This window comes from Candidatus Hepatoplasma crinochetorum Av (assembly GCF_000582535.1).
Lineage (GTDB): Bacteria > Bacillota_I > Bacilli_A > Mycoplasmatales > Hepatoplasmataceae > Hepatoplasma > Hepatoplasma crinochetorum.
In genome coordinates this window covers 34,793-58,530 of record NZ_CP006932.1, presented here as the reverse complement: position 1 = coordinate 58,530, position 23,738 = coordinate 34,793, and the positions used below count along the sequence as shown (strand labels likewise).

The window sequence follows — 23,738 nt, the reverse complement described above, 5'->3', positions numbered from 1 at the left end:
ATTTATAAAACCATTCCAAAATTAATCAATTAATATTTAAAAAATAAATAATAACAATAATATTATCTAAAAATTTAATTAAAATTAAAAATTATTTACTTAATTATAAATGGATCTATTTTATATTTATTTTTATATTTATTCAAATTTGGTGTAAGAAATATATGATGAGGAATTTGTTTTTCTTTAGAGGGTAAAATCTTTCATTCTTTAAATCTTAAATTTAATTCTTCTAAATAATTATCATTTACTAAAATTTTAAAATCATTTATTTTCTTTTCTTGCAATTTATTTACATCATATATTATTCCTAAATTATCGTAATTATAATAAAATGAAACTTTATCACTTTTATCTTTACTTTTATGCTTTAATCATAAATTTTGTAATGGTAAAGCTAAAAATAAAGGAAATAAAATTATTCTTACAATAAATACACTAAATTGTTCATATCAATGAATTTTTTTAACTTTATTAAATTTTCAACCAAAATATGGAAGAGGTTTTCAGAAAGAATTAAATATAAACAAATAATTATTTGTTCAAGATCACAATTTTCTTTTCAAAAGATTATTATTTTTAGAAGAAACACCCATCATTACATCAATGTAAGGAGAGGATATATATTCTTTTCCTTTATATTCAATGATATATTTTTCCTTATAAATAAATCTTGCAACATCAAGACCAAAATAATCTAACCTATCAATTAATTTATAATTTTCTTCATTAGCAATTTTAGATAATAATTGAAAATTTTTTTTAAAATCATATAATCTCATCCCCATATCAATGTCATCATCTCAAGAAATTAATTTTTTATCACGAATAAATCCTAATAATGATCCTGAATGAGCTCATCATTTTATATTATTTTGTAGTATTTTTTCATTTATTTTTTTAAAACCTTCAAAATTTAATTTTTGAAATTCCTCAAAACTTATTTTCTTCATAAATTTCTATTAATTTTTATCTTCTAAATTTATTATTTTCTCCTTAAAAAATTTCCTTGCCTTTTCTTGTTTAATTTTTCCAAGAATAGAAAGTGTTTCTTTTAAAAATTTTTTTAAAGTAATATCACCTATATTGTTTTTCTTTTGATTAGATAATTTCAATAAACTATTTATTCCATTATTTAATTCTTTTATATTAGCAAATAAAACTTTATTATGCATAATTTTATTTCGTAATATTTTTACATTTTTATAATTTGATAAGAATCAATCTATAATTGGTTTTATTCCATTATCGCTTTGATTATCTTCATAAAATTTATTATATTTCTTTTCACCCAAAAGATCTTTAATAAAATCTCTAATATTTAAATAATTTTTATAATTTTGCTTTTTAAGAATTTCAAAAAATTCACTAATATCAGAAAAAGAAAATTCATTTATTAATTTATAATCAAAATATCTTTTTTCTGATTTATTTGCTTTTTTATAAAACATATTAAAAGAATCTTTTTCATTAATATTATATATTCCGATTTTTTCACGAACTTCTTCTAAATTAGGAGCACAAAAATATGATAAAATATTTTCACATCTTTTGGGAAATCCTTTTAATTCCTTTTCATTCTTTTTGCTATCTTTAATAATAATATTAATTAATTGATAAAGAGATTTAACATTTAAATAATTAATAGAATTTATTATTTTGTTTTTAATTAATTTCTCAAATTGTGTAAAACTTTCAAAAAATATTAAAAGTATTCTTTGATGATAGATAAAAAAATCATCATAAATTTTTAAAATATTTTTATTTTCCTGATCAAAAGATATTATATTTTCTGTAATAAAATTAAATAATTCGAAATCTTTTGATTTTAAATAATCATTTAAAATTTTTATTTTTGAATAAATTTCTTTATTTATGTATTTTCCATAATTTATATTTTCTAAATATTCAAAATATTCATTTTTATTAAAATATTTTTTTAAAAAATCATCATTAACTCTTTGTAGTAAAAATCCCATTTCTTTCACTTCATATTAATAATAGCAAATTTTATAAATACAAATTTATATAAATTAATAAAAATTATTTTTTATAAAAAATATGATAATATTTTAAATATTTGTTTCTTATAATTATTATAAATTAATAATAAGAAGTGTAAAATTACAAAATATTGTGAAAAACAAAAAAATATTAAGCTTTATATATACAATTGACGAAAAAATTAATTTAGAAGAAATTACTAGAATTAATTTTTTCCAAAAATATTTAGAAGATAATTCTCTTGATAATTTAGTACAAATTATAATTTATATTAATAATTATAAAATTACAAAAGCTTTTAATAAAAAGATAACAATTTTAGAAAATGAAAAAAATCTAAAAAAAACGGATTTTTTATATGAAAATCTTGAAAAAATAGACAGCAAATATTTTAAATTAATAAAAGCAAAAGATAAAATAATTTTTAATTGATTAAAAAATCTTATATATGAATTAACTAATACTAATGTTGATCTAATACAACATTCATTTTATAAAAAATATAAAAGTGGAGAACAAAAATATAATAATAAGAAACTTAATTTATTAACTCATAATACGATTTTTAAAACAAAAAAAGCAATTAAAAATAAAAAATATTTATTAACTAATATTAAACACTTTGAATTTCAATATATTGGAATGGCTTTTGGAATTGATTCTAGTTGAAAAAATATTAATATACCTTATCTTATATACAATAATATATTGGAAAAAATAAAAAAAGGGAAAATAAATCAAAAACAAAAAGAAGAATATTGAAATGATTTGGTTATCTTATTAGATTTTTATAATAAATACTCTAATAATATAGATAAAACATTCAAACCTAATTTTATAAAATATGCTTTAAATAAAAATTTCTTTAATACAAGAAGACAGTATTTTAAACAAATAAAAAAAGAAATTAAAATTAAAAAATTAAAAACAAAAATATGAATCTTTTATATGATTTTCTTTAAATTTAAATGACTAACCTTTTAATTTTTTTCAGTAATTAATTTTTCTTTTTAATAGATTTATTTCTTCAATATCATCAAAAAAGAAAATTAAATCTACTTTTTTGCTATTATTTCAAAATTGATAAAGTTCATAATGTGCCTCAATCTTATTACTTATTCCTAAAATTGAAAAATGATCATTCTTATTTATATTTTTATTAATTCTATTAAATATATTTTTAGTTTCAATTCATTTTTCTTGAATAAAAAAAGAATATTTTTTGCATTTTAATTTTTCTTTAATATCTGTTGTGGATATTCCTGTTGTGCGCTTCAAATAAATAATATTAAGACCCTCTTTAATTAAATAATCTAATTCTCCAACATGATCATCACCCATAATAATTGCATTTGCCTTATATTTCTTGTAATCTTTTTTTCATTGTGTGGAAAAATTATGTTCATAAATAGTTTTATCTACAAATGGAAGCATATTAATGAAATTAAATCTTTGATTTTCAGATTGAAATGACTCTTTATTTTTAAATTTATTATATTTATCAGTTGCAACACCAACAATTAATTGATTACATTGATTTTTACATCTTAATAAAAGGGAAAGATGACCAAAATGAAACATATCAAAAGTTCCATAAGTTAAACAAATATTATATTTATTAGGTGTTTTTTTTTCCATATTTTTATCTTCTAAATTTAATAAATAATTTTGAAAAGGGTTTAATTAAAAAAAACAAATAACCATTTCATATAAGTAAATCCCCAATAATTGTTACTCTCGGTCTTTTTAAACCTTTTGCATAATATAAATTTTTGTTTTCTTTAATTTCTTTTTTTAAAATTTTTATTTTTTTACGAGATACATTGAATTTTTCCTTTGATGTTCAAAAAAATGACAATGTTAAAAATTGTAAACTTGAAAGATTAATCATATTCTTCCTTGTAATTTTATTAGAAAAATCTAATTTAATGGTCTCTCGATACATTTTTTCAAAATAATCAATATATTCAAACATTTTATTAGTTGATGATAAATTTGTTCCTCCAATATTAACTCGATAATAATAAAAAGAATCATTAATAAAATAAGGATTTCTTATTTTAGATAAATTCCACATATTCATATAAGCATCCTCATAATAAATTTTAGTTTCTGGAAATTTAAAATTATTATTAATCATAAATTTTTTATTAAATATTGTATTTGCATTAAAATGTCAAAAAGATCTTGGAATATTTTCTAATTTAACATAATCAAGGGGAGATTTTTTATAAATTTTTCTTTCTTTTCTTATAGTTTGCTTTTTATCATTAAAATAGTAATAATTTAAAAAAAATATATCTCCATCTACTTTTTTTAAAATATTAATAATATTTTTAATTTTATTAGAATCTATTCAATCATCAGAATCTAATACTTGAAAATATTTTGCATTTAAATTATAAAAACCATATTTTGTTGCTTTTTGTTTTCCTTCATTTTTATCAAATCTTTTTAATTTAATAAAATCGTATTTTTTATAATTATCATTTAAATATTTTCATATATCTTTATTATCTGAACCATTATCTATTATTATTATTTCAAAATCTTTATCAACTGCAAAATATGATTTTATTGCAGAATCTATTGCTTTTAAAAATCATTCTTTTTTTGTATTATAAATTGGAATAATAACACCAAATGTTTTACTTTTAAGTTTATCGTTCATTTTTTATTAAATATTTATATATATTCTTGACTCTTCTTAATTTAAATTTAATTTCGATTTTAAGGAAAATATTTAAAATTTTATGTTCTTGTATAAAAGCTAAAATTTGCATCATTATTTTTTTCATAAAATCATTTTTTTTTCATGATAATAAATGTTTATGTAAAAAATAACTTTCTAATCTTATTTTTTTTATCGAAGAAAAATATCTATGATCAACAATTAAAGTTTTATCTTTTAAATATTGTTTTTTATCATCAAATTTTAAATTATATTCATCTACTAAAATATTTGTTCAAATATAATTATTTACTATAAATTTAATTTTATCTTCTTTAAAATTATCAAAATAATCATAATGTTCTAATAATTTTTTTAAAATTAAATTATTTTTTTCTTTTGCTCATATAAAACCTGTAGAAATAAGATATTTATATTCAAAACCAATCAATAAATTAAAATCATCTTCTTCTTCAAGAAATTCAATTAATTTCTTTAAAGGATATAAATCTATATCAATATATACACCTCCATATTCATATAATATTTTTGCTCTTAAATAATCAGAAGCAAAAGCTCATTTTTTTTCAGTAATTGCTTTTTTAAAATACTTACTTTTAATATTTAAATCATTAATATTATTTAAATCTCATATTTTTATTGAAAATTCACTATTAAGACTTATTGTCTTATTCATTATTTTTTTTTGACTTGCTGGAATATCATCTTTATTTTTTATTCATATATAATGAATTATTTTATTGTCATTTTCACTAATTTTACCAATATTATTCATAATTGTAATATGCTAGTTTTTTTATTTATCAAAATTAAATCTTTTAATTTCACTAATAATAAAATTACGCAAATTTTGTCCATCCTTCATTGCCGAATAATGACTTAAATTAAAAAATATAATTTTCTCACTTATATTAAATTTATTTATATATTTATATGTTTTTTTATAATGAACGATTTCATCTATTTCAGATAAAATTAAAGTTGTTTTATTAATATTAATATTTTTTATTTTTTTTCTAAGTTTTGAACGAAAAATATTAATATTTCTTGTAATTTTTACAGGATACTTTTCAACAATTTTATTTTTCTTTGCTGCTTCATTTAGTTTATTAAAACGTTCTTTTCCAATTTTTTTCTTAAGTCTTTTTCTTTTAAAATATAAATCTTTTAATCTTTTTAATCAATCAAAAAGATAAATTTTAAAAGCAGGATAGATTGATATAACTTGAATTATATTTGGGTAATAATTTTCTAAATAAATTGCAATTATTGCTCCGATAGAATAACCAACTACTATTATTTCATTATCTTTCAATTCTTCCATTTGCTTAGAAATTTTCTTAAAAAATAATTTTCAATTAAGCGTTTTTTTATCATAATTATCATAATATTCAAAATTTATTATTGGTAAATTAAATTTCATAAGAGGATCTTCTAAATACTCAAAATCATTTTCATTTCCACGCTTAAATCCATGAATTAATAATATAACGCGATTATCTTTTTTTTTGTTCATAATTTATAAATTTAATATATCTAAAAAATTATACACTTTAAGATAACTTAATTAAATATAAAGAGTATACTTAATTAAATTTAAAAAGAAAATGGAAAATTGAGAAGTAGCACTAATAATATTATTTGTATATCCTTTTGTAGAATTAATAGTAGGATTTTTTTTTAATTATCGAATATATATGATATCAAAAGACCAATTTTTTACAGCAGCATTAATGGGAGCTGTAGCATCTTTTTTATTTATATTAACGATGGCAATTACACCGCTAATAGTTGTTGCATTAACAGATGGAGAGCAAGCTCCTTGATGAATTATTTTAATAGCTGCATTTGCAACAGCGATTGGTAATTTCTTTGCTGCAATTTTAGTTCCTTATGTATCTAAAAAAGTTGGTCATGATAAAAAAATAAAAGCAAAAGAACAAAAGGAAAAAAATAATGAACATTAATACAGGATGATTTTTATTTGTTTTCTTTTTGATAATTTTAATTGCTCAATACACAATATCATTGGCTTTTAATATAAAAATATTCAAAATAAAAAGAAATAGATATGTAAGTGCTGCAATCTATGGAGTATATGCTACTTTTATTTCATCAATTACTGTTCCATTAATCGCTTGAATTGCTATCTATTGATCAACACCAGAAGGAACTACTGATATTGATATCAGCGAAGCCCTTTTAATTACCTGTATTGGAGCTTTAGGTAATGCAATAGGATCTTTTCTTTCAATAATGTCTATTCCCCTTATTTTTAAAAAAGAATTAAAAAGAGAAAAAGATTTAAAATCTTTTAATAATATTGAAAAAGAAAATTAATTATTTTACAATATGTGGATAAATTTTTGGTTCCTTTTTAGGATTATAAGGATTATAAATTATGTGATGAGGAATCTGTTTTTCAATTGGTGGTTTTTTTGTTCAATTTTTTCCAAAAGAAGCATTTAATTCTTTAATATAGAATTTTGAAATATAAATTTTTGTTTTTCCATTTAAAATTTTTCTTTCAATTAATTGATCTTTTCTATATATAAAAAATCTTGAAGTATAAGAATGAAAAAGAATTAAATTTTTATATTTTTTTTTATTTTTTGCTTTCTTTTTTAATCAATAATTTTGTAAATAAAATAAAGGAATTGTTCAGAAAAGTAATATTTGTCCAACTACTGAGCCAAGTTGATGATATCAATGTAATTTGCGTACTCTACCATATCTTGTATCAATTTTTGGAAGAACAGGAGGAAGACTACTAAATAGAAAAAAATATTTATTTTGTCATTCTCAAATTTTAAATTTTAATTTATTTTCTTTTTTAAAAGGTATTGCAATCATTATATCTATAAAAGGAGAAGAAACATATTTTTTTCCCTCATAAGAAATAATAAATTTTTCCTTATAAATAAATCTAGAGACTGTCATTCCTATATTTTTAAAACGATCAGCAAAATAATAATTATTTTCTTCTGCAATTTTATTTAAATCTTCGAGATATTTTAAATAATCATCAATTGCCATTCCCATATCAATATCATCGTCTCATGATAAAAATCCATTCTCGCGAACTACACCAATCAAGGTACCTGAATGAGCTCATCATTTTATTCCTAAGGAAATTATTGCTTTATTTATCTTAATAAATCCTTCTTGATTTAATTTTTGAAATTCTTCAAAAGTAATTTGTTTCATGATTATAATTATTAAATATTTTTAATTTTTTCTTTTAAAAGTTCAGCAAATACTTTACGATATTTTTTATCATTAAGAGCAAAATCAATATTTGCTTCTAAGAAACCCAAAAGATTTCCCATATCATATCTTTTACCCTCAAATAATACTCCATAAACATTATTTTTATCTAGAAGATATTTACTTATTGCATTAGTTAATTGAATTTCGCCTGTATTTGGATCTATTTGCTCTTTTTCAAGATAATCAAATATTTTAGGTTCTAAAATATATCGACCCATAATTGCAAGATCTGAAGGAGCTTTTTTAAATGTTGGTTTTTCAATAAGTGAATTTAAAAGGAAATTTTTTTGATCAATTTTTTTTTCTATTCCTACAACTCCGTATTTTTCAATTTCTTTTCCTTCAATTTTTTTTAAAAGAACAATTATTGATTGATATTTTTGATAAGAATTTATTAAATTTTTTAAAATTGAATCATTTGTAATATTTTTAAAATTATTAAGTAAAATATCGTCTCCCAAAAGTAGAGCAAAGGGTTCATTACCAATTGCATATTTTGCTTTTAATACAGCATCTCCTAATCCCAATTGTTTTGACTGTCTTACAAAAATATAATTTGCAATTTTTGGAAGGAATTGAATTAATTTCAACTCCTCAATTTTATTTTTTTTTCGTAATTCATCTTCTAATCAAAGATAAGAATCAGTATAATCTGCAAGTGCTTTTTTTCTTGCAGAAGTTACAAAAATAATATCTTTAATTCCAGCATTCACCGCATCTTTTACAATATATTCAATTGATGGAATATTTAAAATTGGTAACATTTCCTTTGGAATTGTTTTTGTAAAAGGAAGAAATCTAGTTCCTAGTCCCGCAACAGGAATTACAGCTTTGGTAATTTTTTGTTTATTATTATATTTCATAATAAATACCTTTATTATTAAAGTAAATTATTCTTCAATATTATCAAATCCACGATCTTTAATAATTTTTTCTGCAATATTTCTTGGAGTTGTAGAATAATGAGAAAAATGCATTGTATATACAGCTCTACCTTGAGACATTGAGCGTAATTTTGTTGAATAACCAAACATTTCTGAAAGAGGAACATTTGCTTTTATTACTTGAGCATTCCCTCTCTCTTCTTGCCCATTAATAAGCCCTCTTCTTCCAGAAATATCACCCATTATGTCACCAAAATAATCTGTTGGTGTTGTAACCTCAACATCCATAATTGGTTCTAATAAAATAGCATTTGATAATGATCTTGCTTTTTTAAGAGCTTTAGATGCAGCAATTTTATAAGCTATTTCAGAAGAATCAACATCATGATAAGATCCATCATGAAGTGTTGCTTTTACATCAATCATTGGATATCCAGCAAGAATTCCTCCAGCCATTGCTTCTTCTAGACCTGATTTAATTGAAGAAATATATTCTCTAGGAATTCTTCCTCCAACAATCTTATCAACAAACTCAAAACCTTTATCTTTATTACTTTCAAAATCAATAACAACATGGCCATATTGTCCACGTCCCCCAGATTGCTTGATGTATTTTGATTCAATTGTTGATTTTTTTGTTAAAGTTTCTCGATAAGAAACTTCAGGATTACCTACATCTACGCCTACTTTAAATTCTCTTCTCAATCTATCAACAATTATTTCTAAATGTAATTCACCCATTCCTGAAATAATTGTCTGTCCTGTTTCATGATTCATTCTTGTATGAAAAGTTGGGTCTTCTTCTGCTAATTTTCCAAGTGATAATCCTAATTTATCTTGATCTGCTTTTGTTTTTGGTTCAACAGCAAGAGAAATAACTGGTTCAGGAAAAATCATTTTTTCGAGGATAACTTGATTTTTTTCATCTGATAATGTGTCTCCTGTTGTTGTTGATTTAAGACCAACAGCAGCTGCGATCTCCCCCGCAACAACACCTTCTACTTCTGATCGGTGATTTGCATGCATTTGCAAAATTCTTCCAACTCTTTCTTTTTTACCTTTAGTTGTATTTACAATATAACTACCTGCTTTTAAAGTTCCTGAATAAACACGGAAAAATGTTAATTTTCCTACAAAGGGATCTGTCATTATTTTAAAAGCCAATGCTGAAAAAGGTTCATTATCATCTGCTTTTCTTTCGATTTTTTGATCATTTAAATCATGCCCTTTAATTGAAGGAATATCAATAGGAGAGGGAAGAAATTTAATTACTGCATCTAATAAATGTTTTACTCCAACATTTTTATAAGCACTACCTGATAATACAGGATGAAATTTTGCAGATATTACACCTTTACGAATTGTTTTATAAATTTCTTCTTTTGTAATTTCTTTTCCATCTAAAAACTTAAGCATAAGATTATCATCAAATTCAGAAATTTCTTCTAATAGTCTATTATATGTTTTTTCTACATCTAATTTTAAATTTTCAGGAATTTCAATTTCCTTGAATAACTCTTCCGGTTTATGATCAAAAAGATATCCTTTTTTTTCAATTACATCAACAAATCCTTCAAAAGTATCTTCTTTTCCAATTGGAACATGAATTGCAGCTACTTTTGCTCCTAATTTTTTTCTTAAACTTTCTACAGAATAAAAAAAATCAGCACCTATTTTATCCATTTTATTTACAAAAACAATTCTTGGAACTAAATAATTTGTTGCTTGTCGTCAAACTGTTTCTGTTTGTGGTTCAACTCCTGCTTGTCCATCAAGAACAGCAACAGCACCATCAAGAACACGAAGAGATCTTTCTACTTCTACTGTAAAATCAACGTGTCCAGGTGTATCAATAATGTTAATACGATATCCTTTTCATGAAGCTGTAGTAGCAGCAGAAGTAATTGTTATTCCACGTTCTTTTTCTTGCTCCATTCAATCCATTTGCGATTGTCCATCATGAGTTTCGCCAATTTTATGAACTTTACCCGAATGAAATAAAACTCGCTCAGTTGTTGTTGTTTTTCCAGCATCAATATGAGCCATTATTCCAATATTTCTAAATTTTTCAATTGGTTCTTTTCGCTTTACCATATAAATATTTCTCCTCTTATTTAAACTTAAAAAATCAATTTATTATCATCTAAAATGAGCAAATGCTTTATTTGCTTCCGCCATTTTATGTGTATCTTGTTTTTTCTTAATTGTTGCACCTTCATTTTTTGATGCAGCAATTATTTCATGAGCTAATCTTTCTTCCATTGTTTTTTCATTGCGCAGACGAGCATAATTTGTTAATCAACGTAAAGCTAAGATTTTTCTTCTTCTTTCATTTACAGGAACAGGAATTTGATAATTTGCTCCACCTATCCTTCTAACTTTTAATTCTAAGGTAGGCATTATATTATCTAGTGCTTTATTAAAAATATCCATTGCTTTTTTATTTGTTTCTTTTTCAATAATCTTAAAAGCATTATATAAAATTTTTTCTGCTTTTGCTTTCTTACCATCAAGCATTATATTATTTACTAATTTAGTTATATTTTTTGAATTATAAATTGGATCTGGTAAAACATCACGTTTTGGTGCTTGCGATTTTCTTGACATAAATTCTCTCCTTATTTTTTATTATCTTTTGGTTTTTTTGCTCCATAAAGTGAGCGACTTTGTTTTCGATTTTCAACACCAGAAGTATCTAAAGTTCCTCTAATTACACGATATCTAATTCCAGGTAAATCTTTTACTTTTCCACCTTTAATTAAAACTACTGAGTGTTCTTGTAAATTATGTTTTTCCCCAGGAATATAAACATTTACTTCCTCGCCATTGGAAAGACGAACTCTTGCATATTTTCTCAATGCTGAATTAGGTTTTTTTGGAGTCATTGTTGCAACACGAATTGCAACCCCTCTCATTTGTGGTGATGATTTTTTTACTTCTTTATTTTTTAAAGTGTTTTTTCTTATTTGCAAGGCAGGAGTTTTTGTTTTCTTAACTTTATTATCTCTTCCTTTACGAACTAATTGATTTATAGTAGGCATTTTTAGTTCCTTTCTTTTCTTCAACCATAATAGTGTTTATATTAACAAATTTATTACTTTAATATCATAACATTATTTAAATAAAAATAGAGGATTTGATCCTCTATTTTTATAAATTATTTAAATTAATTTATTTTCTTGCATTGTTTTTTTAATTTTTTCTAATGCTTCTTTTGCATCGTTACCATCAGCAATGATTGTAATTTCTGTATTAGTTTTAACACCTAATGCCATAATAGACATAATAGACTTTAAATTTGCTTCTTTTCCGTTTGCAATTAATTTAATATTTGATTTAAATTTACTTGCTTGTTGAACAACAATTGATGCAGGACGAGCATGTAATCCGATAGGATCTATTATTTTAATTTTTATTTCCATATGTGTAAATTTCCTATTGTTCTTTTTTAATTGCTTTGAATAACAAATCTCCTGCTTTTACTTCATCACCTGGTTTTACAACCATTTCTAATTTTCATTTTCCTTCTAATGAATCATCTGTTAAAATTACAATAACATCTGATCCTTTAGAAAGTTCATTTATGACTTTAAGATCTACTTCAGCTATTTCAGCTAATGCTTTTACTGATTTTCCTTGTGATACTTTCTTAGTAAAACCTTGTCCATTTAAAGCAACAGTATCAATCCCAATATGAACTAATGCTTCTGGTCCTAAATCACTTTTAATTCCATAAGCATGACCAGTTTCAAATACAACTTGCATTTTTCCTTTAAAAGGAGCTAAAATTTTTCCATTTTTAGGAATAATAGCAATTCCATCACCTGTCATTTTTTCAGCAAAAACTGCATCATCTACTTTTGCAAGATCTTTTACTTTTCCTTCACAGGGTGAAAGAATTTCTAATTCATTTTCATTAAGTTGTTTCTTTTTTCAAAAAAACATATTCTTCCTCCATTACAAAAATAATGTAATACACATTAAATTATATATAATCTTTATATAATTTCTTGATTATTATAAAATTTTATTTAGATAATCAGTAAGAATTTTTTCTACTTGTTGTGATGTTTCTAAATTAAGAACTTTTTCTACTAATTTTTCAGCATCTTTTTTATCAACTTTTGAAATTATTCTTCTTATTTTAAGAACAGATGTTGCTGACATTGAAAATTCATCAAGTCCCATTCCAACAAATAAAGGTGCTAATTTTTCTTCACTTGCCATTTCTCCGCAAATTGCTGTTCATTTATTATATTTATGCGAACTATCAATTACTGTTTTGATTGATTTTAAAATTGCAGGATTAAATGGTTGATAAAGATATGAAACAGATTTAGACATTCGATCAACAGCAAAAGTATATTGAATTAAATCATTTGTTCCAATTGAAAAAAAATCTGAATATTTAGCAAATTTATCTGCAAGAATTACAGTAGAAGGAATCTCCACCATAATTCCTAATTGATATTTTCCTATTTTTATACCTTCTTTTTTCAAATCATTTTCAACTTTTTTAAAAACTTCTTTAACTTCCAAAAATTCATCTACAGTAGCAATCATTGGAAGATTAATTCCTAAATTTCCATAAGCCGAAGCTCTAAGCAAAGCTCTCGCTTGTGTAATTAATAATTTCTTTTGATCTAATTGAACTCTTATTGCTCTGTATCCCAAAAAAGGATTCATTTCTTTGGGAAATTGATAATATTTTAGAGTTTTATCTCCACCTATATCAAGTGTTCTAATTACAGTAAGATTAGATTTTAAATCTTGTAATACCTTTTTATAAGCATTGAATTGTTCATCTTCAGTTGGTCAATTTTCTGATTCCATATATAAGAATTCACTACGAAATAATCCAATTCCTTCTGCTCCAAAATTATGATAACTAACTAAATCATCTGGTGATCCAATATTTGCAGCAATTTTTGTTTTTCAACCATCTTTTGATTGTGAAGATTTATTTTTAAATGTCTTTTCTTCTTTTTTAAAAATTAATTCTTGTTCTTTTTTTGTTTGATAAAGTTTTTTTGTTTTTTGATCAGGATGACAAATTAATATTCCGTCTGTTCCATCAATTAAAATTTGACTTTGATCTTTAAATTTAAAAATTTCATCACCAATACCAACAATTGCAGGAATTTGTAAAGTTCTTGCCATAATTGCTGAATGTGAAGTTTTCCCTCCTATTTCTGTAACAAAACCTTTTACAAATTTTGGATTAAGTTGTGAAGTTTCAGAAGGAGTTAAATCGTGTGCTAAAATTATAACCTCTTGATTTATTAAACTTAAATCTTTGATTTCTTTTCCTTCTAAAATAGAAAGAACACGTTCAGAAACATCTTTTATATCAGATGCTCTTTCTTTCATATAAGGATCATTCATTTGTGCAAATAATTCTTGAAAATTTTTAGATATGATTAAAAATGCATAAGAGGCATTTATTTTTTCATTTTTAATCATATTAAAAACTTGTTCTTTTAATTCTGGATCTAATAATATTCCTAAATGTGCATCAAAAATTGCAGCTTTTTCCTCACCTAATTTTTTTAATGCCTTTAATTTTAAATTATTTATTTGTTCTTTCGCTTTTATTAAAGCTTCTTCTAATTTTGTTATTTCTTTTTGAAAATCATTAATTAATATTTTTTTTATATTTAATTTTGCTTTTTCTAGTTTATAGACTTTTGCAATAGCAATACCTTCTGATGCTGCTATTCCTTTTAATAATTTTTCCATATAAATTAAAGAGATAATCCTTTTCTAAAAGACTTATTTATATTATTTACAAAAACAATTATAAATTAAAAATTTTGCTTTTTTAATAAAAAAAATGGAGCGAGTGAAGGGAATCGAACCCTCATCTTCTGGTTGGAAGCCAGACATAATAGCCGCTATACTACACTCGCACCACTAAAATAATTATATAATAAATTCATATTTTGAAATAACTTTTTTATAAAAAAGGATAAAATAAAATAACAATTTTATATCAAAATTGTTTAAATATTGATCATTTAAGATAATTTGATGTTTCTTTATATGAAATTTTTAAATAATTATTTAAAAATAAATTGGCTTTTGTAATCATTTCTTTTGAATCTGATATTAAATAGATGTTAAGATTATCAAATATTGAATCATATTTAAAATTTGATGTTGAAAAAGAGATTAATTTATTATCAATTATTAACAAGATTGTATTAATACCTGAATTTTTTAATTTAAAAATTTCTCCTCCAAGTGAAATTATTTCTTGTTCATATAAACGGCTTAATTTTGTCTTTAAAGATTTATTCTCAGTTTCTGAAACAATTATTCTTAATTTTATGTTTCTTTTTAGTACATCAATTAATAAATTTTTAAAATCATTTAGCAAAAATAAATTCGGAACAATCAAATCAATTGAAGTATTGGAACTATTTATTAAATTAATAAAACTTTTATAATAAGAATCATTTATAAAAATTCCATTCATATAAAATTGAATATTATTAGAATTATTTATAAAATTTTCTGTTGTTTTTAATTTTAATAACTCTTGATTTCTTTTAGCTGCTAATTCTAAATTTTTAAAACTAAAAAAATAATTAAAAAGGGAATTAAAATAATTTACTGAATTATTTTTTAATTTAAAACCACTATTAAACATAAATCCATTTTTTGAAAATAGATCATTTTTTTCTGTAAGTAAAAGAGAATTTAGATAAACTATTTTTTGATCAATAATTACAAAATTTAAATTTCCATGAAATTTTTTAAAAGTTAAATTTTTATAAAAATGAATTTTATTTAAAATTGAAAAATGTATATTTTTTTTATTTTTAAATTTCTCTATTATTTTTTTATTATTTGAATTTATTGCAAAATAATCAAGTAAAAAAATAATTTGAAAATTTTCATTTTTCTCTAATTTTAAAAATAATTCCTCTTCAATTTTTTTTCAAACTATTCCATAATCTAAAGATGATAAAAATAAACAAATTTCTTTTTTTGCTTTTTTAATTTCACTTATAAAAAAATCGATTTCTTTGCTTTTATCATTTATAAAAAATAAATCTTTTTCTAGTATAAAATTTTCAATTTTGCTATTAAATATTTTTTGTTTTACTAAATTTAAATTATCTTTTTTAAAAAAGAAATCATCATTTTCTGATCAACCATTTTTTATTATCGATATATTTTGTTTTTCAATAAATTTTTTATCTGAATTTTTTTTAAAAATTAAAAATAAATAACTTCCTGTTCCGGGTAAAAAAAGCAAAATAATAAATCAAATTCTTTTATCTTGGTAATTCAAATCACTAAAAGAAATATCAAAAATAAAATAATATAAATTAAAAAGATAATAAATTAAAATTAATATTGCCCCAATATAAACTCAAAAAATAAACGAAACAATTAGCAAAACTAAAAGTAATAATGAGATTAAATAGTGAAAATAAGTTAAAAACTTATAATAATTAATTTTCTGCTTCATCTTTTTAAAAATATAACAATAATAAAAAATGGTGGAGTAGACAGGATTTGAACCTGCGAATGGGTTTCCCCAACTACCTCTTTAGCAGAGAGGCCTCTTAACCAAACTTGAGTACTACTCCAATTAATAATGTTCTTAATAATTATAACAATTATTAATCTTTTAAATTTATCATAAATAAAATATTAATAAATTTAGATATTTATTTTTAAAATAATTAATATAATAATATTTTAAATTTGAAAACTAATAAATTGTCCGAAATTGCTGATTGAACTAAAATTTGAAACTACGTTTGTTGTAGTATCAACATCAAAATATCCACTTTGTGAAAGCGGAACAAAAATTGCCGTAGTTAATCCTAAATATAAGGTAACAACAACAATATCAACAACTGTTGTTTGTAATGGACCTGAAATTAAAGTTCCATCAGAATTAAATTTATAAGCAATTATTGGAAGTAAGACTCCAATTAAATTTCCAATTAAAATTGCAAGAAAAAAAGTAACTGAAGCAATTAAAGCAATTATTATATATCATGATCAAACTTTTCCCTCACTTCATCCAAGTTCAGTTGCTTCAGATGGAATATCTCTTAAAGATCCAACTATTCATCAAACAAAAAATATTCGAAAAAAAGAAGCAACTAACATTGCTAATCCAAGATAAAAAGCCACTTTTGTTTCTTTTCAAATTGCTCTTCCAAAATCCTTTTCTTCAATTTCACCAATTGCAATTGATCTTATAATTGTAGAAGAAGTTTGTGAACCACTATTTCCAGCCGAATCATTAATAGAAGAAGAAGCAGATAGAGCTGTAAATAAAGCAAGTGTAACAATTTGACTAATAATTACAGCTGTTGCATCACTGCTTGTTGATCCATAAATTCCATTTGCTTCTCAAATATTCTGAAATTCCATTACAATAACTTGCGAGAGAATTCCAATAAAAAGTAATACTAAAAGTCAGACAATTCTTGATTTGAAAAGATCAATTATTTTTAAATCAAAATAAGCTTTTGATCCATATTTCTCTTTTGGAACTTCAAAAAAAGCATCATCAATTTCATCATACATTTCAATTACATCTTCAGCTTCAATTACTCCAACAATTTTTTGTTCTTGATCAACAACAGGAACAGAAGGAACATCAAATTTTGCAAGAATTTTTTCTGCTTTATTAATTTTATCAATAGGATAAATAAAATCAATTGGCATTAAAAAATCACTTACTTTTTTATCATTTGCTTCTACAATAATACTATCAGGAGTAATGTAACCAACAAGTTTTTCTTCCTCATCTAATACAAAAATATTACCAATAATTTCTAATGATTTTTTTACTTTGTTTTTAATATCATTTTTTGCTTCTTTAATTGTAAGATTTTGTTTAATTGCAACAAAATCAACAACCATATGAAAACCAATTTGATATTTTTTATATTTAAAAATATCAATAATTTTTTTTGCTTCTTTTTCTTCTAAAAGATTAATGATATATCTTGTTTTTTCATAGGGATATTCTTCCAATAAATCAACAGCCTCATCTATATAATATTCTGAAAAAATCTTTTTAAGTGTATCGTCCGAAAGAACATCAATTAAATTCAATTGATAATTTTTTGAAAAATTAGAAAATAATTTTGAAGCATACTCTGCTTTTAAATTTTCTAAAAAAATAATATAATCTTCTTCTTTTCAATTTGTATGTTTAATAAAATAATCATAAAATAAATTAGGATGAATATCAGAAACGAGATGATTTATTTTTTTAAAATCACCTTCTTTATAATATTTTTCAATTGCTTTTAAAATTAATTTATTCTTATTTTCCATAATATAAAATCTAATTTAAATTAGTTACTATTTCTTTTAAAAGTTCAAACATATCTATAAATCCTTTTTGTCTTTCAATTCCCTTTATTTCTTTTTTTGTAATTAAATTATCCGAAACAGTAAGAATAGTAAGAGCTTTTTTATTAAGGGTTTTTGCAATTAAATAAAGAGCATAGGATTCCATTTCAACTGCTATTATCTTTTTATCTACATAATCTTTAATTTGTGTTTTAAAACCTTCTGTATAAAATCATAATGAAGAATGAATTTTACCAATTTTTGTTTTTTGCATAAATTTTAATTTTTGACTAGCTAAAATTGCTTTTTCAACAAGATCACGTGAAGCTTCCATTGTATCATTAATTTCATTATTAAATCCTAATCCATAATTTGATTCACTATAAGCTTTTTCCGCAATAATTAAATCAAATAAATTTAATTCTTTAATATAACCACCACATGAACCAAATCTAATAATAATATCTACATCATAAAATTTATAAAGTTCATAAGCGTAAATACCAATTGATTCCATTCCCATTCCATGACCCATTACTGTAACTTTTAGATCATTTATATATCCTGTAAAAGTAAGCATTCCTCTTAATGAATTAACTAATTTATAATTTTTTAAATATTTTTTTGCAAAAAAACTAGCTCTCAATGGATCTCCTGCCATCAAAACAATTTTTGCAATATCTTCCTTTTTAGCTTCATTATGTGCTGTCATTTTAAACTTCTTTCTGTTCTATTCAAATTTTATAAATCTTTTCAAAAAATTCTTTTCTTTCAATTTTTTCATAATCACCATGATAAAAAAAATGAATATTTTGCGTTTCTTCTGATAAAACAATAATTATTGCATTTGTTGCTTCACTTAAACCTAAAGCTGAACGATGTCTTGTACCAAACTTTTTAGGTAATTTCTGACTTGATAATCGCGAAATATAGGCAGCTGCACTTTTTATTCGGTTATTATTTATTATTAAAGCACCATCATGTAAAGGTGTGTGTGTTCCTTCAAAAATGTTGATAATAAGTGATGAGGATACATAGGCATCAAGATACTCAAAATCAGCAACATATTTTTCAACATCATCATAATCATCAAGAACTATCGTAGCACCCTTTTTATCAGCAATTAATGATTCTACAGCAAGATCAATTGATTGTATTACATTAATCTTTTCTTCTTCATTTGTTTGATGTTTAATTTTTCTTTTCAAAAAAGAAGAGTTTTGAAAATAAAAAATTAATCAGGGGATAGTTGTAAAAATAATGATTAATACAGCTAGTATTCAAAATTCAGTTTCCATCGCAAATTTAATTTAACAATATTATAATCTTTAATTTAAAAGATTATCCTTGATTTTATATTTTTTAAGTTTATCTTCACTTAATTTATTTTTAAAATTAAGTATCTCTCAAATATTATGTTCTTTATAATATTTAAATCAATCAGGTTTTAAAATTTTATAAAAATCCTCATTAATATTTTCAAGATCTAAAAGAGCAAATTCAATTCCTAATTCTTTAAAATAATGTTTTAATTTAATAAATTTATTAGGATCACGAAATTTATCTTCTACAAATACACCAATTACAACTTTTTCTAATTCTATTTCCTTTTTTAGATTATTTAAAAATTCATTTCTGTCAAAATCATTACTAATTAAATAATTAAATGAATAATTTAAAATTAATTTATCAAAATTATAATTTTGAAAATTCTTTAATATTATATTTGCAAAATATCTTTCAATAATTATTTTTTCTTTTTTTGTGAATTTTTTTGTATTAATTCAATCATATAAATTTATTTTCTTATTGCTTTCCTCTGTTGATAGATAAATTAAAGGATAATAAATTTTTTGCTTTGTATTTGATCTAATGTAAGTAAGATCATAATTTTTAATTGTTTCAATTAAATAACTTATCTTATTGTTACGTGATAATCGATCTTTTATTTTACGAAAATCATAAAGATTTAAAGTTATATTTTTTTGTTTAATTGCAGAATTTAAAAGATATGATGCATCATATATTAATTGATTAAAATCACAAGAATCTAATCCATAAGTTGAAACTACTGCACTAGCATTTTTATTATTTATCTTTACTGTTCTAAGAATTTTTTCTAATTTTTCAAAAAAGTCACCTTTATGATTATTTTTTTCACTATTTTTATGAATTAATTCAAGATCAATTTCCTCTCTTTTGAAAGGGATAAAAACAGAATAATAATTACTATTAATTTTTAAAAAAAATGAATCTTGATAATTTTTTTCAATTTTTAATTTTAAATATTCTAAAATAAAATTAATATCATTATTTTCTACAAGAAATTTATTATCAATATTAAATAAAATTAAAAAACCATATTTATAATTATTTTTAGAAATATAATCTCTTAAATAATCTTGTGCTAAAGTTATTTTAAAATAAGAAACTTCGTTTTGATCAGCAAAACTTTCAAGTTTAAAAAAATTATTATAAATGGCATCTAAACTTATAATTACAAAAAATATTGTAATATAGAAAAAATAATAATAGATAACTTCAGATAAAAGTAATATAAAAAAATCTAAAGGAGGATTATCATAAAAATCATTTAAATCTAAAATAAAAAAGAAAAAAATAGAAAATAAAAATAATATGAAAATATAAATAAAGATAATACTTAAAGCAAAAAAATGATTTTTAAAATTACTAAATATTGAAATTTCTTTTAGATTAATAATCAAAATTAATGATAAATTTGCAATAAGAGGTAAAAGATAAACGGGATTAAAACTACCATCTTCTTCTAAATTCATTACTTTAAATATTCAAGAAAAAAGAAAAATTGCAAAAATGAGATAGGAAAAACGATTGTCAAAATAAAAAGAAAAGAAAATTATTAAAATAGGAACTAAACTCAAATAATAAAGATTATTATAAAAAGAAAAAAAATATTCAAAAATAAAAATAATGGGAAATAAAAATAAAAATATTATCGCTAGTGAAAGCGGAGAAAATTGATTATTTTTTATTCTTGAATATTCTTTTAGCGAAAAATAAATTACAAAAATAACAACTATTGAAAAGAGATTAAGAAAAATAAATGGAATTATTGCTAAATTCATTTTAGATGGTGGAGGTGTCGGGAATCGAACCCGAGTCCAATTAAAAAAATACTTAAAGATCTACAGTTTATCTAATTTAAAAAATTAGCAAACAAAGTAAGTTTAACTCACTACTTAAATAATTCTACACTCGCTTGTAAGCCTCTCTAACTAAATTCCAAGCGAAAAAAAATAGTTAAAGTGTTAATTTATTATGCTAATGCAAAGTTTGAATTTTGAAAATTTTGTTCTTGCATTAAAGCAAAATCAACAGCAGAATCATCGTTTCCGATTATCTTTAAATAGTATTATGGTTTACTAGACCACTGCCCTTTAAGCTTATCCTTAACTGTCAAATCCACTGCACCCCCAAAAATTAAATATTGATATATGATTTTTTACTTTTTTTAAATTCTTTCTCTTTTAAATATTCTCGCATATCTTTTTTATTACGACCTTTTGCAAGAGAAATTTCTAATTTTATTAAGCTATTATCATTTATAAATAATTTTGTTGGAACAACAGTTAATCGTTCCAATTTAATTTTATCATTTATTTTCCTAATTTCTTGTTTATTTAAAAGAAGCTGCTTTGTTCTTAAACTATCAAAATGATCTTGTGTCTGATATTTATATTGTTCGATATTCATCCCATGAACTACTAAATTATTCTTATAATCAAAAGTTACAAAAGAGCCTGTAATATCAACTTTACCTGCGCGAATTGATTTTACTTCTCCTCCCAATAAGGAAATTCCTGCAATATATTTTTTAAATAAAATATAATCTCGTTTTGCTCTTTTGTTTATTGTAATTATTTTCATAATAAAATTATAATGCTAATTCAATTAATCCTCTTATTGTATCTAATGAAATTATTTTAACAGACACTTGATCACCAATTTGATATTTTTTTTCATCTACTTTAAGTAAAAATTTCTTTTCATCATATTCGTAATTTTTTGCACTTAATTTTAAATTATCTAATCTTATCATTCCTTGTGTATTATTTTCTAATTCAACAAAAATACCAAAATTTGAAAAATTAACAATTGTCCCAATAATTTTTTCTCCTTCTTTATTAGCAAGAAAACGAACTTTTTTAATATCTGCCAATTTTCTTTCACTTACCATTGCTTCTTTTTCTTTTAATGAGCAATGATTAGCAATTTCATGAAGTTTATTTAATAGATCTTTTTTATCAATATCTTTTTTATTTTGAAATAAAAATAGTCTTAATAATCTATGAACATAAAGATCAGGATATCTTCTAATTGGTGAAGTAAAATGAAGATAATTTTTTAATCCCAAAGCATAATGTCCATCATTTCTTTCAAGATAAATTGCTTTTTCCATTGCTTGAATCATTATTTTTTTAATTATTTCAATATTTTGATTATTTTTATATTTTTCTAAAAAATTCTGAAAATTTCTGGAATTTAAATTTTTAAAATTAAATTCAAATTTAAATAATTTTAAAATATTATAAAAAGGTTCTAAGTTTTCATATTTTGGTTTTGCATGTACGCGAAAAATGGTCGGTAATTTATGATCTGAAAATCATTTAGCAACCGACTCATTTGCAGCAACCATAAAGTCTTCAATTAAGGCCTCTGATGGTGTTTGAATTTTTTCATAAATAGAAATTGGATTTCCGTTTTGATCTAATTTAATTTTTACTTCTTTTAATTGATAATCAATCATCCCATTTTGCAATTTATATTTACGCATTTTATTTGCAATTTTATTTGCATCTATTAGCATTTTGGATAAATTTTTATCATTAAAAAGTAAAGGAATCTCATTATTTAAAAGTTTATCTACTTCATTATAAGTTAACCTATAAGAAGATTTAATAATACTGGGATAAATTTTAGATTCTAAAATTTTACCCTCACTATTAATTTTCATATCACATGATATTGTTAATTTTTCTTCTTTAGGGTTTAAAGAACAAAGATCATTTGATAATTTTTTAGGTAGCATCGGAAATACTTTATCAATAAGATAAATCGAATTACCACGATCATAAGCTTCAAAATCTAACTCACTATCTGTTTTCACATAATGAGAAACATCAGCAATATGAACCCCTAAATGATATAAATTATCATTTATAATCTTAAAATCAATTGCATCATCTAAATCTTTTGATTCTTCCCCATCAATTGTAACTATTAAACGATCTTTTAAATCTATGCGCTTTTCTTGATTTTTTTCTTTTGAAAAATCCTTATTATTTAATTCATTTATTATTTTTTCAGAAAATTCTTCTTTTAGATTATTTTTATATTTTATTAATAAATAATCAAGACTAGGATCTTTTTCATCTCCTAAAATTTTTTTAAGAGTAACATAAATTTTTCGATCAGCAAAATCTTTAAAAGTAACAATTACAATTTGTCCTTCTTTTAGATTATTATTATCTACAATTTGATATTCATATTTAGGATCAATATCATCAGGAACA

The 23,738-nt window shown here is 22.2% G+C and carries 24 protein-coding genes, 2 tRNA genes and 1 other RNA gene; 3 read left to right on the top strand and 24 right to left on the bottom strand.

Going from position 1 to position 23,738, the window contains the following annotated elements; translation table 4 throughout:
- Nucleotides 1-95: 95 nt before the first annotated feature.
- Entirely contained in the window at nt 96-953 is an 858-nt protein-coding gene (locus X271_RS00260) for a LicD family protein (RefSeq protein ID WP_025208471.1), read from the bottom strand.
- A 9-nt stretch (nt 954-962) separates the two neighbouring features.
- Complete coding sequence (locus X271_RS00255; protein ID WP_128824159.1) at nt 963-1,988, bottom strand: hypothetical protein; 1,026 nt, start codon at nt 1,986-1,988, stop codon at nt 963-965.
- 148 nt (nt 1,989-2,136) lie between these two features.
- Between X271_RS00255 and X271_RS00250 the strand changes: the two genes are divergently transcribed.
- Nucleotides 2,137-2,988, top strand: a complete 852-nt coding sequence (locus tag X271_RS00250; RefSeq protein ID WP_025208469.1) for a hypothetical protein — start codon at nt 2,137-2,139, stop codon at nt 2,986-2,988.
- Here the strand turns inward: X271_RS00250 and X271_RS03065 are convergent.
- Genes X271_RS03065 through X271_RS00230 form a run of 4 tightly spaced genes read right to left on the bottom strand, consistent with a single transcriptional unit; the run spans nt 2,977 to nt 6,212 of the window.
- Nucleotides 2,977-3,642 (bottom strand): FAD synthase family protein, encoded by a 666-nt coding sequence (locus X271_RS03065; protein WP_128571616.1) that lies wholly within the window; start codon nt 3,640-3,642, stop codon nt 2,977-2,979. The genes X271_RS00250 and X271_RS03065 overlap by 12 nt on opposite strands.
- A gap of 4 nt (nt 3,643-3,646) precedes the next feature.
- Nucleotides 3,647-4,675 (bottom strand): glycosyltransferase family 2 protein, encoded by a 1,029-nt coding sequence (locus X271_RS00240; RefSeq protein WP_025208467.1) that lies wholly within the window; start codon nt 4,673-4,675, stop codon nt 3,647-3,649.
- Entirely contained in the window at nt 4,665-5,471 is an 807-nt protein-coding gene (locus X271_RS00235) for a glycosyltransferase family 32 protein (protein WP_025208466.1), read from the bottom strand. Before X271_RS00235 ends, X271_RS00240 begins: the two co-directional genes overlap by 11 nt.
- A 21-nt stretch (nt 5,472-5,492) precedes the next feature.
- Complete coding sequence (locus tag X271_RS00230; RefSeq protein WP_025208465.1) at nt 5,493-6,212, bottom strand: alpha/beta fold hydrolase; 720 nt, start codon at nt 6,210-6,212, stop codon at nt 5,493-5,495.
- Between the two features lie 91 nt (nt 6,213-6,303).
- Here X271_RS00230 and X271_RS00225 point away from each other — a divergent pair, with 91 nt between their 5' ends.
- A complete protein-coding gene (locus X271_RS00225; protein ID WP_025208464.1) occupies nt 6,304-6,663 on the top strand; it encodes a hypothetical protein in 360 nt (119 codons plus the stop codon).
- Entirely contained in the window at nt 6,653-7,036 is a 384-nt protein-coding gene (locus tag X271_RS00220; protein ID WP_025208463.1) for a hypothetical protein, read from the top strand. Before X271_RS00225 ends, X271_RS00220 begins: the two co-directional genes overlap by 11 nt.
- On the opposite strand, the gene X271_RS00215 is transcribed toward X271_RS00220, so the two are convergent.
- The 18 genes from X271_RS00215 to X271_RS00135 form a co-directional block, all read right to left on the bottom strand.
- The gene (locus tag X271_RS00215; RefSeq protein WP_025208462.1) at nt 7,037-7,903 is read right to left on the bottom strand and encodes a LicD family protein; all 867 of its coding nucleotides are present in this window, start codon (nt 7,901-7,903) and stop codon (nt 7,037-7,039) included.
- Nucleotides 7,904-7,914: 11 nt separating this feature from the next.
- The gene (locus X271_RS00210) at nt 7,915-8,829 is read right to left on the bottom strand and encodes a UTP--glucose-1-phosphate uridylyltransferase (protein WP_025208461.1); all 915 of its coding nucleotides are present in this window, start codon (nt 8,827-8,829) and stop codon (nt 7,915-7,917) included.
- Nucleotides 8,830-8,856: 27 nt separating this feature from the next.
- Entirely contained in the window at nt 8,857-10,944 is a 2,088-nt protein-coding gene (gene fusA, locus X271_RS00205) for an elongation factor G (RefSeq protein ID WP_025208460.1), read from the bottom strand.
- A gap of 42 nt (nt 10,945-10,986) precedes the next feature.
- Nucleotides 10,987-11,457, bottom strand: a complete 471-nt coding sequence (rpsG, locus tag X271_RS00200) for a 30S ribosomal protein S7 (RefSeq protein WP_025208459.1) — start codon at nt 11,455-11,457, stop codon at nt 10,987-10,989.
- Nucleotides 11,458-11,468: 11 nt separating this feature from the next.
- Complete coding sequence (gene rpsL / locus X271_RS00195) at nt 11,469-11,891, bottom strand: 30S ribosomal protein S12 (RefSeq protein ID WP_025208458.1); 423 nt, start codon at nt 11,889-11,891, stop codon at nt 11,469-11,471.
- 120 nt (nt 11,892-12,011) lie between these two features.
- Complete coding sequence (locus X271_RS00190) at nt 12,012-12,272, bottom strand: HPr family phosphocarrier protein (RefSeq protein WP_025208457.1); 261 nt, start codon at nt 12,270-12,272, stop codon at nt 12,012-12,014.
- A 13-nt stretch (nt 12,273-12,285) separates the two neighbouring features.
- Nucleotides 12,286-12,795, bottom strand: a complete 510-nt coding sequence (locus X271_RS00185; protein WP_025208456.1) for a PTS sugar transporter subunit IIA — start codon at nt 12,793-12,795, stop codon at nt 12,286-12,288.
- Between the two features lie 72 nt (nt 12,796-12,867).
- On the bottom strand, nt 12,868-14,589 hold the full coding sequence (gene ptsP, locus X271_RS00180) for a phosphoenolpyruvate--protein phosphotransferase (protein WP_025208455.1): 1,722 nt from the start codon (nt 14,587-14,589) through the stop codon (nt 12,868-12,870).
- 95 nt (nt 14,590-14,684) lie between these two features.
- Nucleotides 14,685-14,759 (bottom strand) — tRNA-Gly (locus X271_RS00175).
- Nucleotides 14,760-14,806: 47 nt separating this feature from the next.
- Nucleotides 14,807-16,330 carry a phospholipase D-like domain-containing protein gene (locus X271_RS00170; RefSeq protein ID WP_025208454.1) on the bottom strand — a complete coding sequence of 508 codons (1,524 nt, stop codon included), beginning with the start codon at nt 16,328-16,330 and terminating at the stop codon, nt 14,807-14,809.
- A gap of 29 nt (nt 16,331-16,359) precedes the next feature.
- Nucleotides 16,360-16,451, bottom strand: a tRNA-Ser gene (locus X271_RS00165).
- Between the two features lie 112 nt (nt 16,452-16,563).
- Nucleotides 16,564-18,165 (bottom strand): magnesium transporter, encoded by a 1,602-nt coding sequence (locus X271_RS00160; protein ID WP_025208453.1) that lies wholly within the window; start codon nt 18,163-18,165, stop codon nt 16,564-16,566.
- 10 nt (nt 18,166-18,175) lie between these two features.
- Nucleotides 18,176-18,895, bottom strand: a complete 720-nt coding sequence (locus tag X271_RS00155) for a purine-nucleoside phosphorylase (RefSeq protein WP_025208452.1) — start codon at nt 18,893-18,895, stop codon at nt 18,176-18,178.
- 1 nt (nt 18,896) lies between these two features.
- On the bottom strand, nt 18,897-19,481 hold the full coding sequence (locus tag X271_RS00150) for a DNA integrity scanning protein DisA nucleotide-binding domain protein (RefSeq protein WP_025208451.1): 585 nt from the start codon (nt 19,479-19,481) through the stop codon (nt 18,897-18,899).
- Between the two features lie 30 nt (nt 19,482-19,511).
- On the bottom strand, nt 19,512-21,290 hold the full coding sequence (locus tag X271_RS00145) for a hypothetical protein (protein ID WP_025208450.1): 1,779 nt from the start codon (nt 21,288-21,290) through the stop codon (nt 19,512-19,514).
- A gap of 6 nt (nt 21,291-21,296) precedes the next feature.
- Nucleotides 21,297-21,640, bottom strand: a transfer-messenger RNA (tmRNA) gene (ssrA, locus tag X271_RS03060).
- A 5-nt stretch (nt 21,641-21,645) separates the two neighbouring features.
- A complete protein-coding gene (gene smpB / locus X271_RS00140; protein ID WP_038462204.1) occupies nt 21,646-22,092 on the bottom strand; it encodes an SsrA-binding protein SmpB in 447 nt (148 codons plus the stop codon).
- Nucleotides 22,093-22,099: 7 nt separating this feature from the next.
- Nucleotides 22,100-23,725: a ribonuclease R family protein gene (locus X271_RS00135; protein ID WP_268744807.1), complete on the bottom strand. Its 1,626-nt coding sequence runs from the start codon at nt 23,723-23,725 to the stop codon at nt 22,100-22,102.
- Nucleotides 23,726-23,738: the final 13 nt, after the last annotated feature.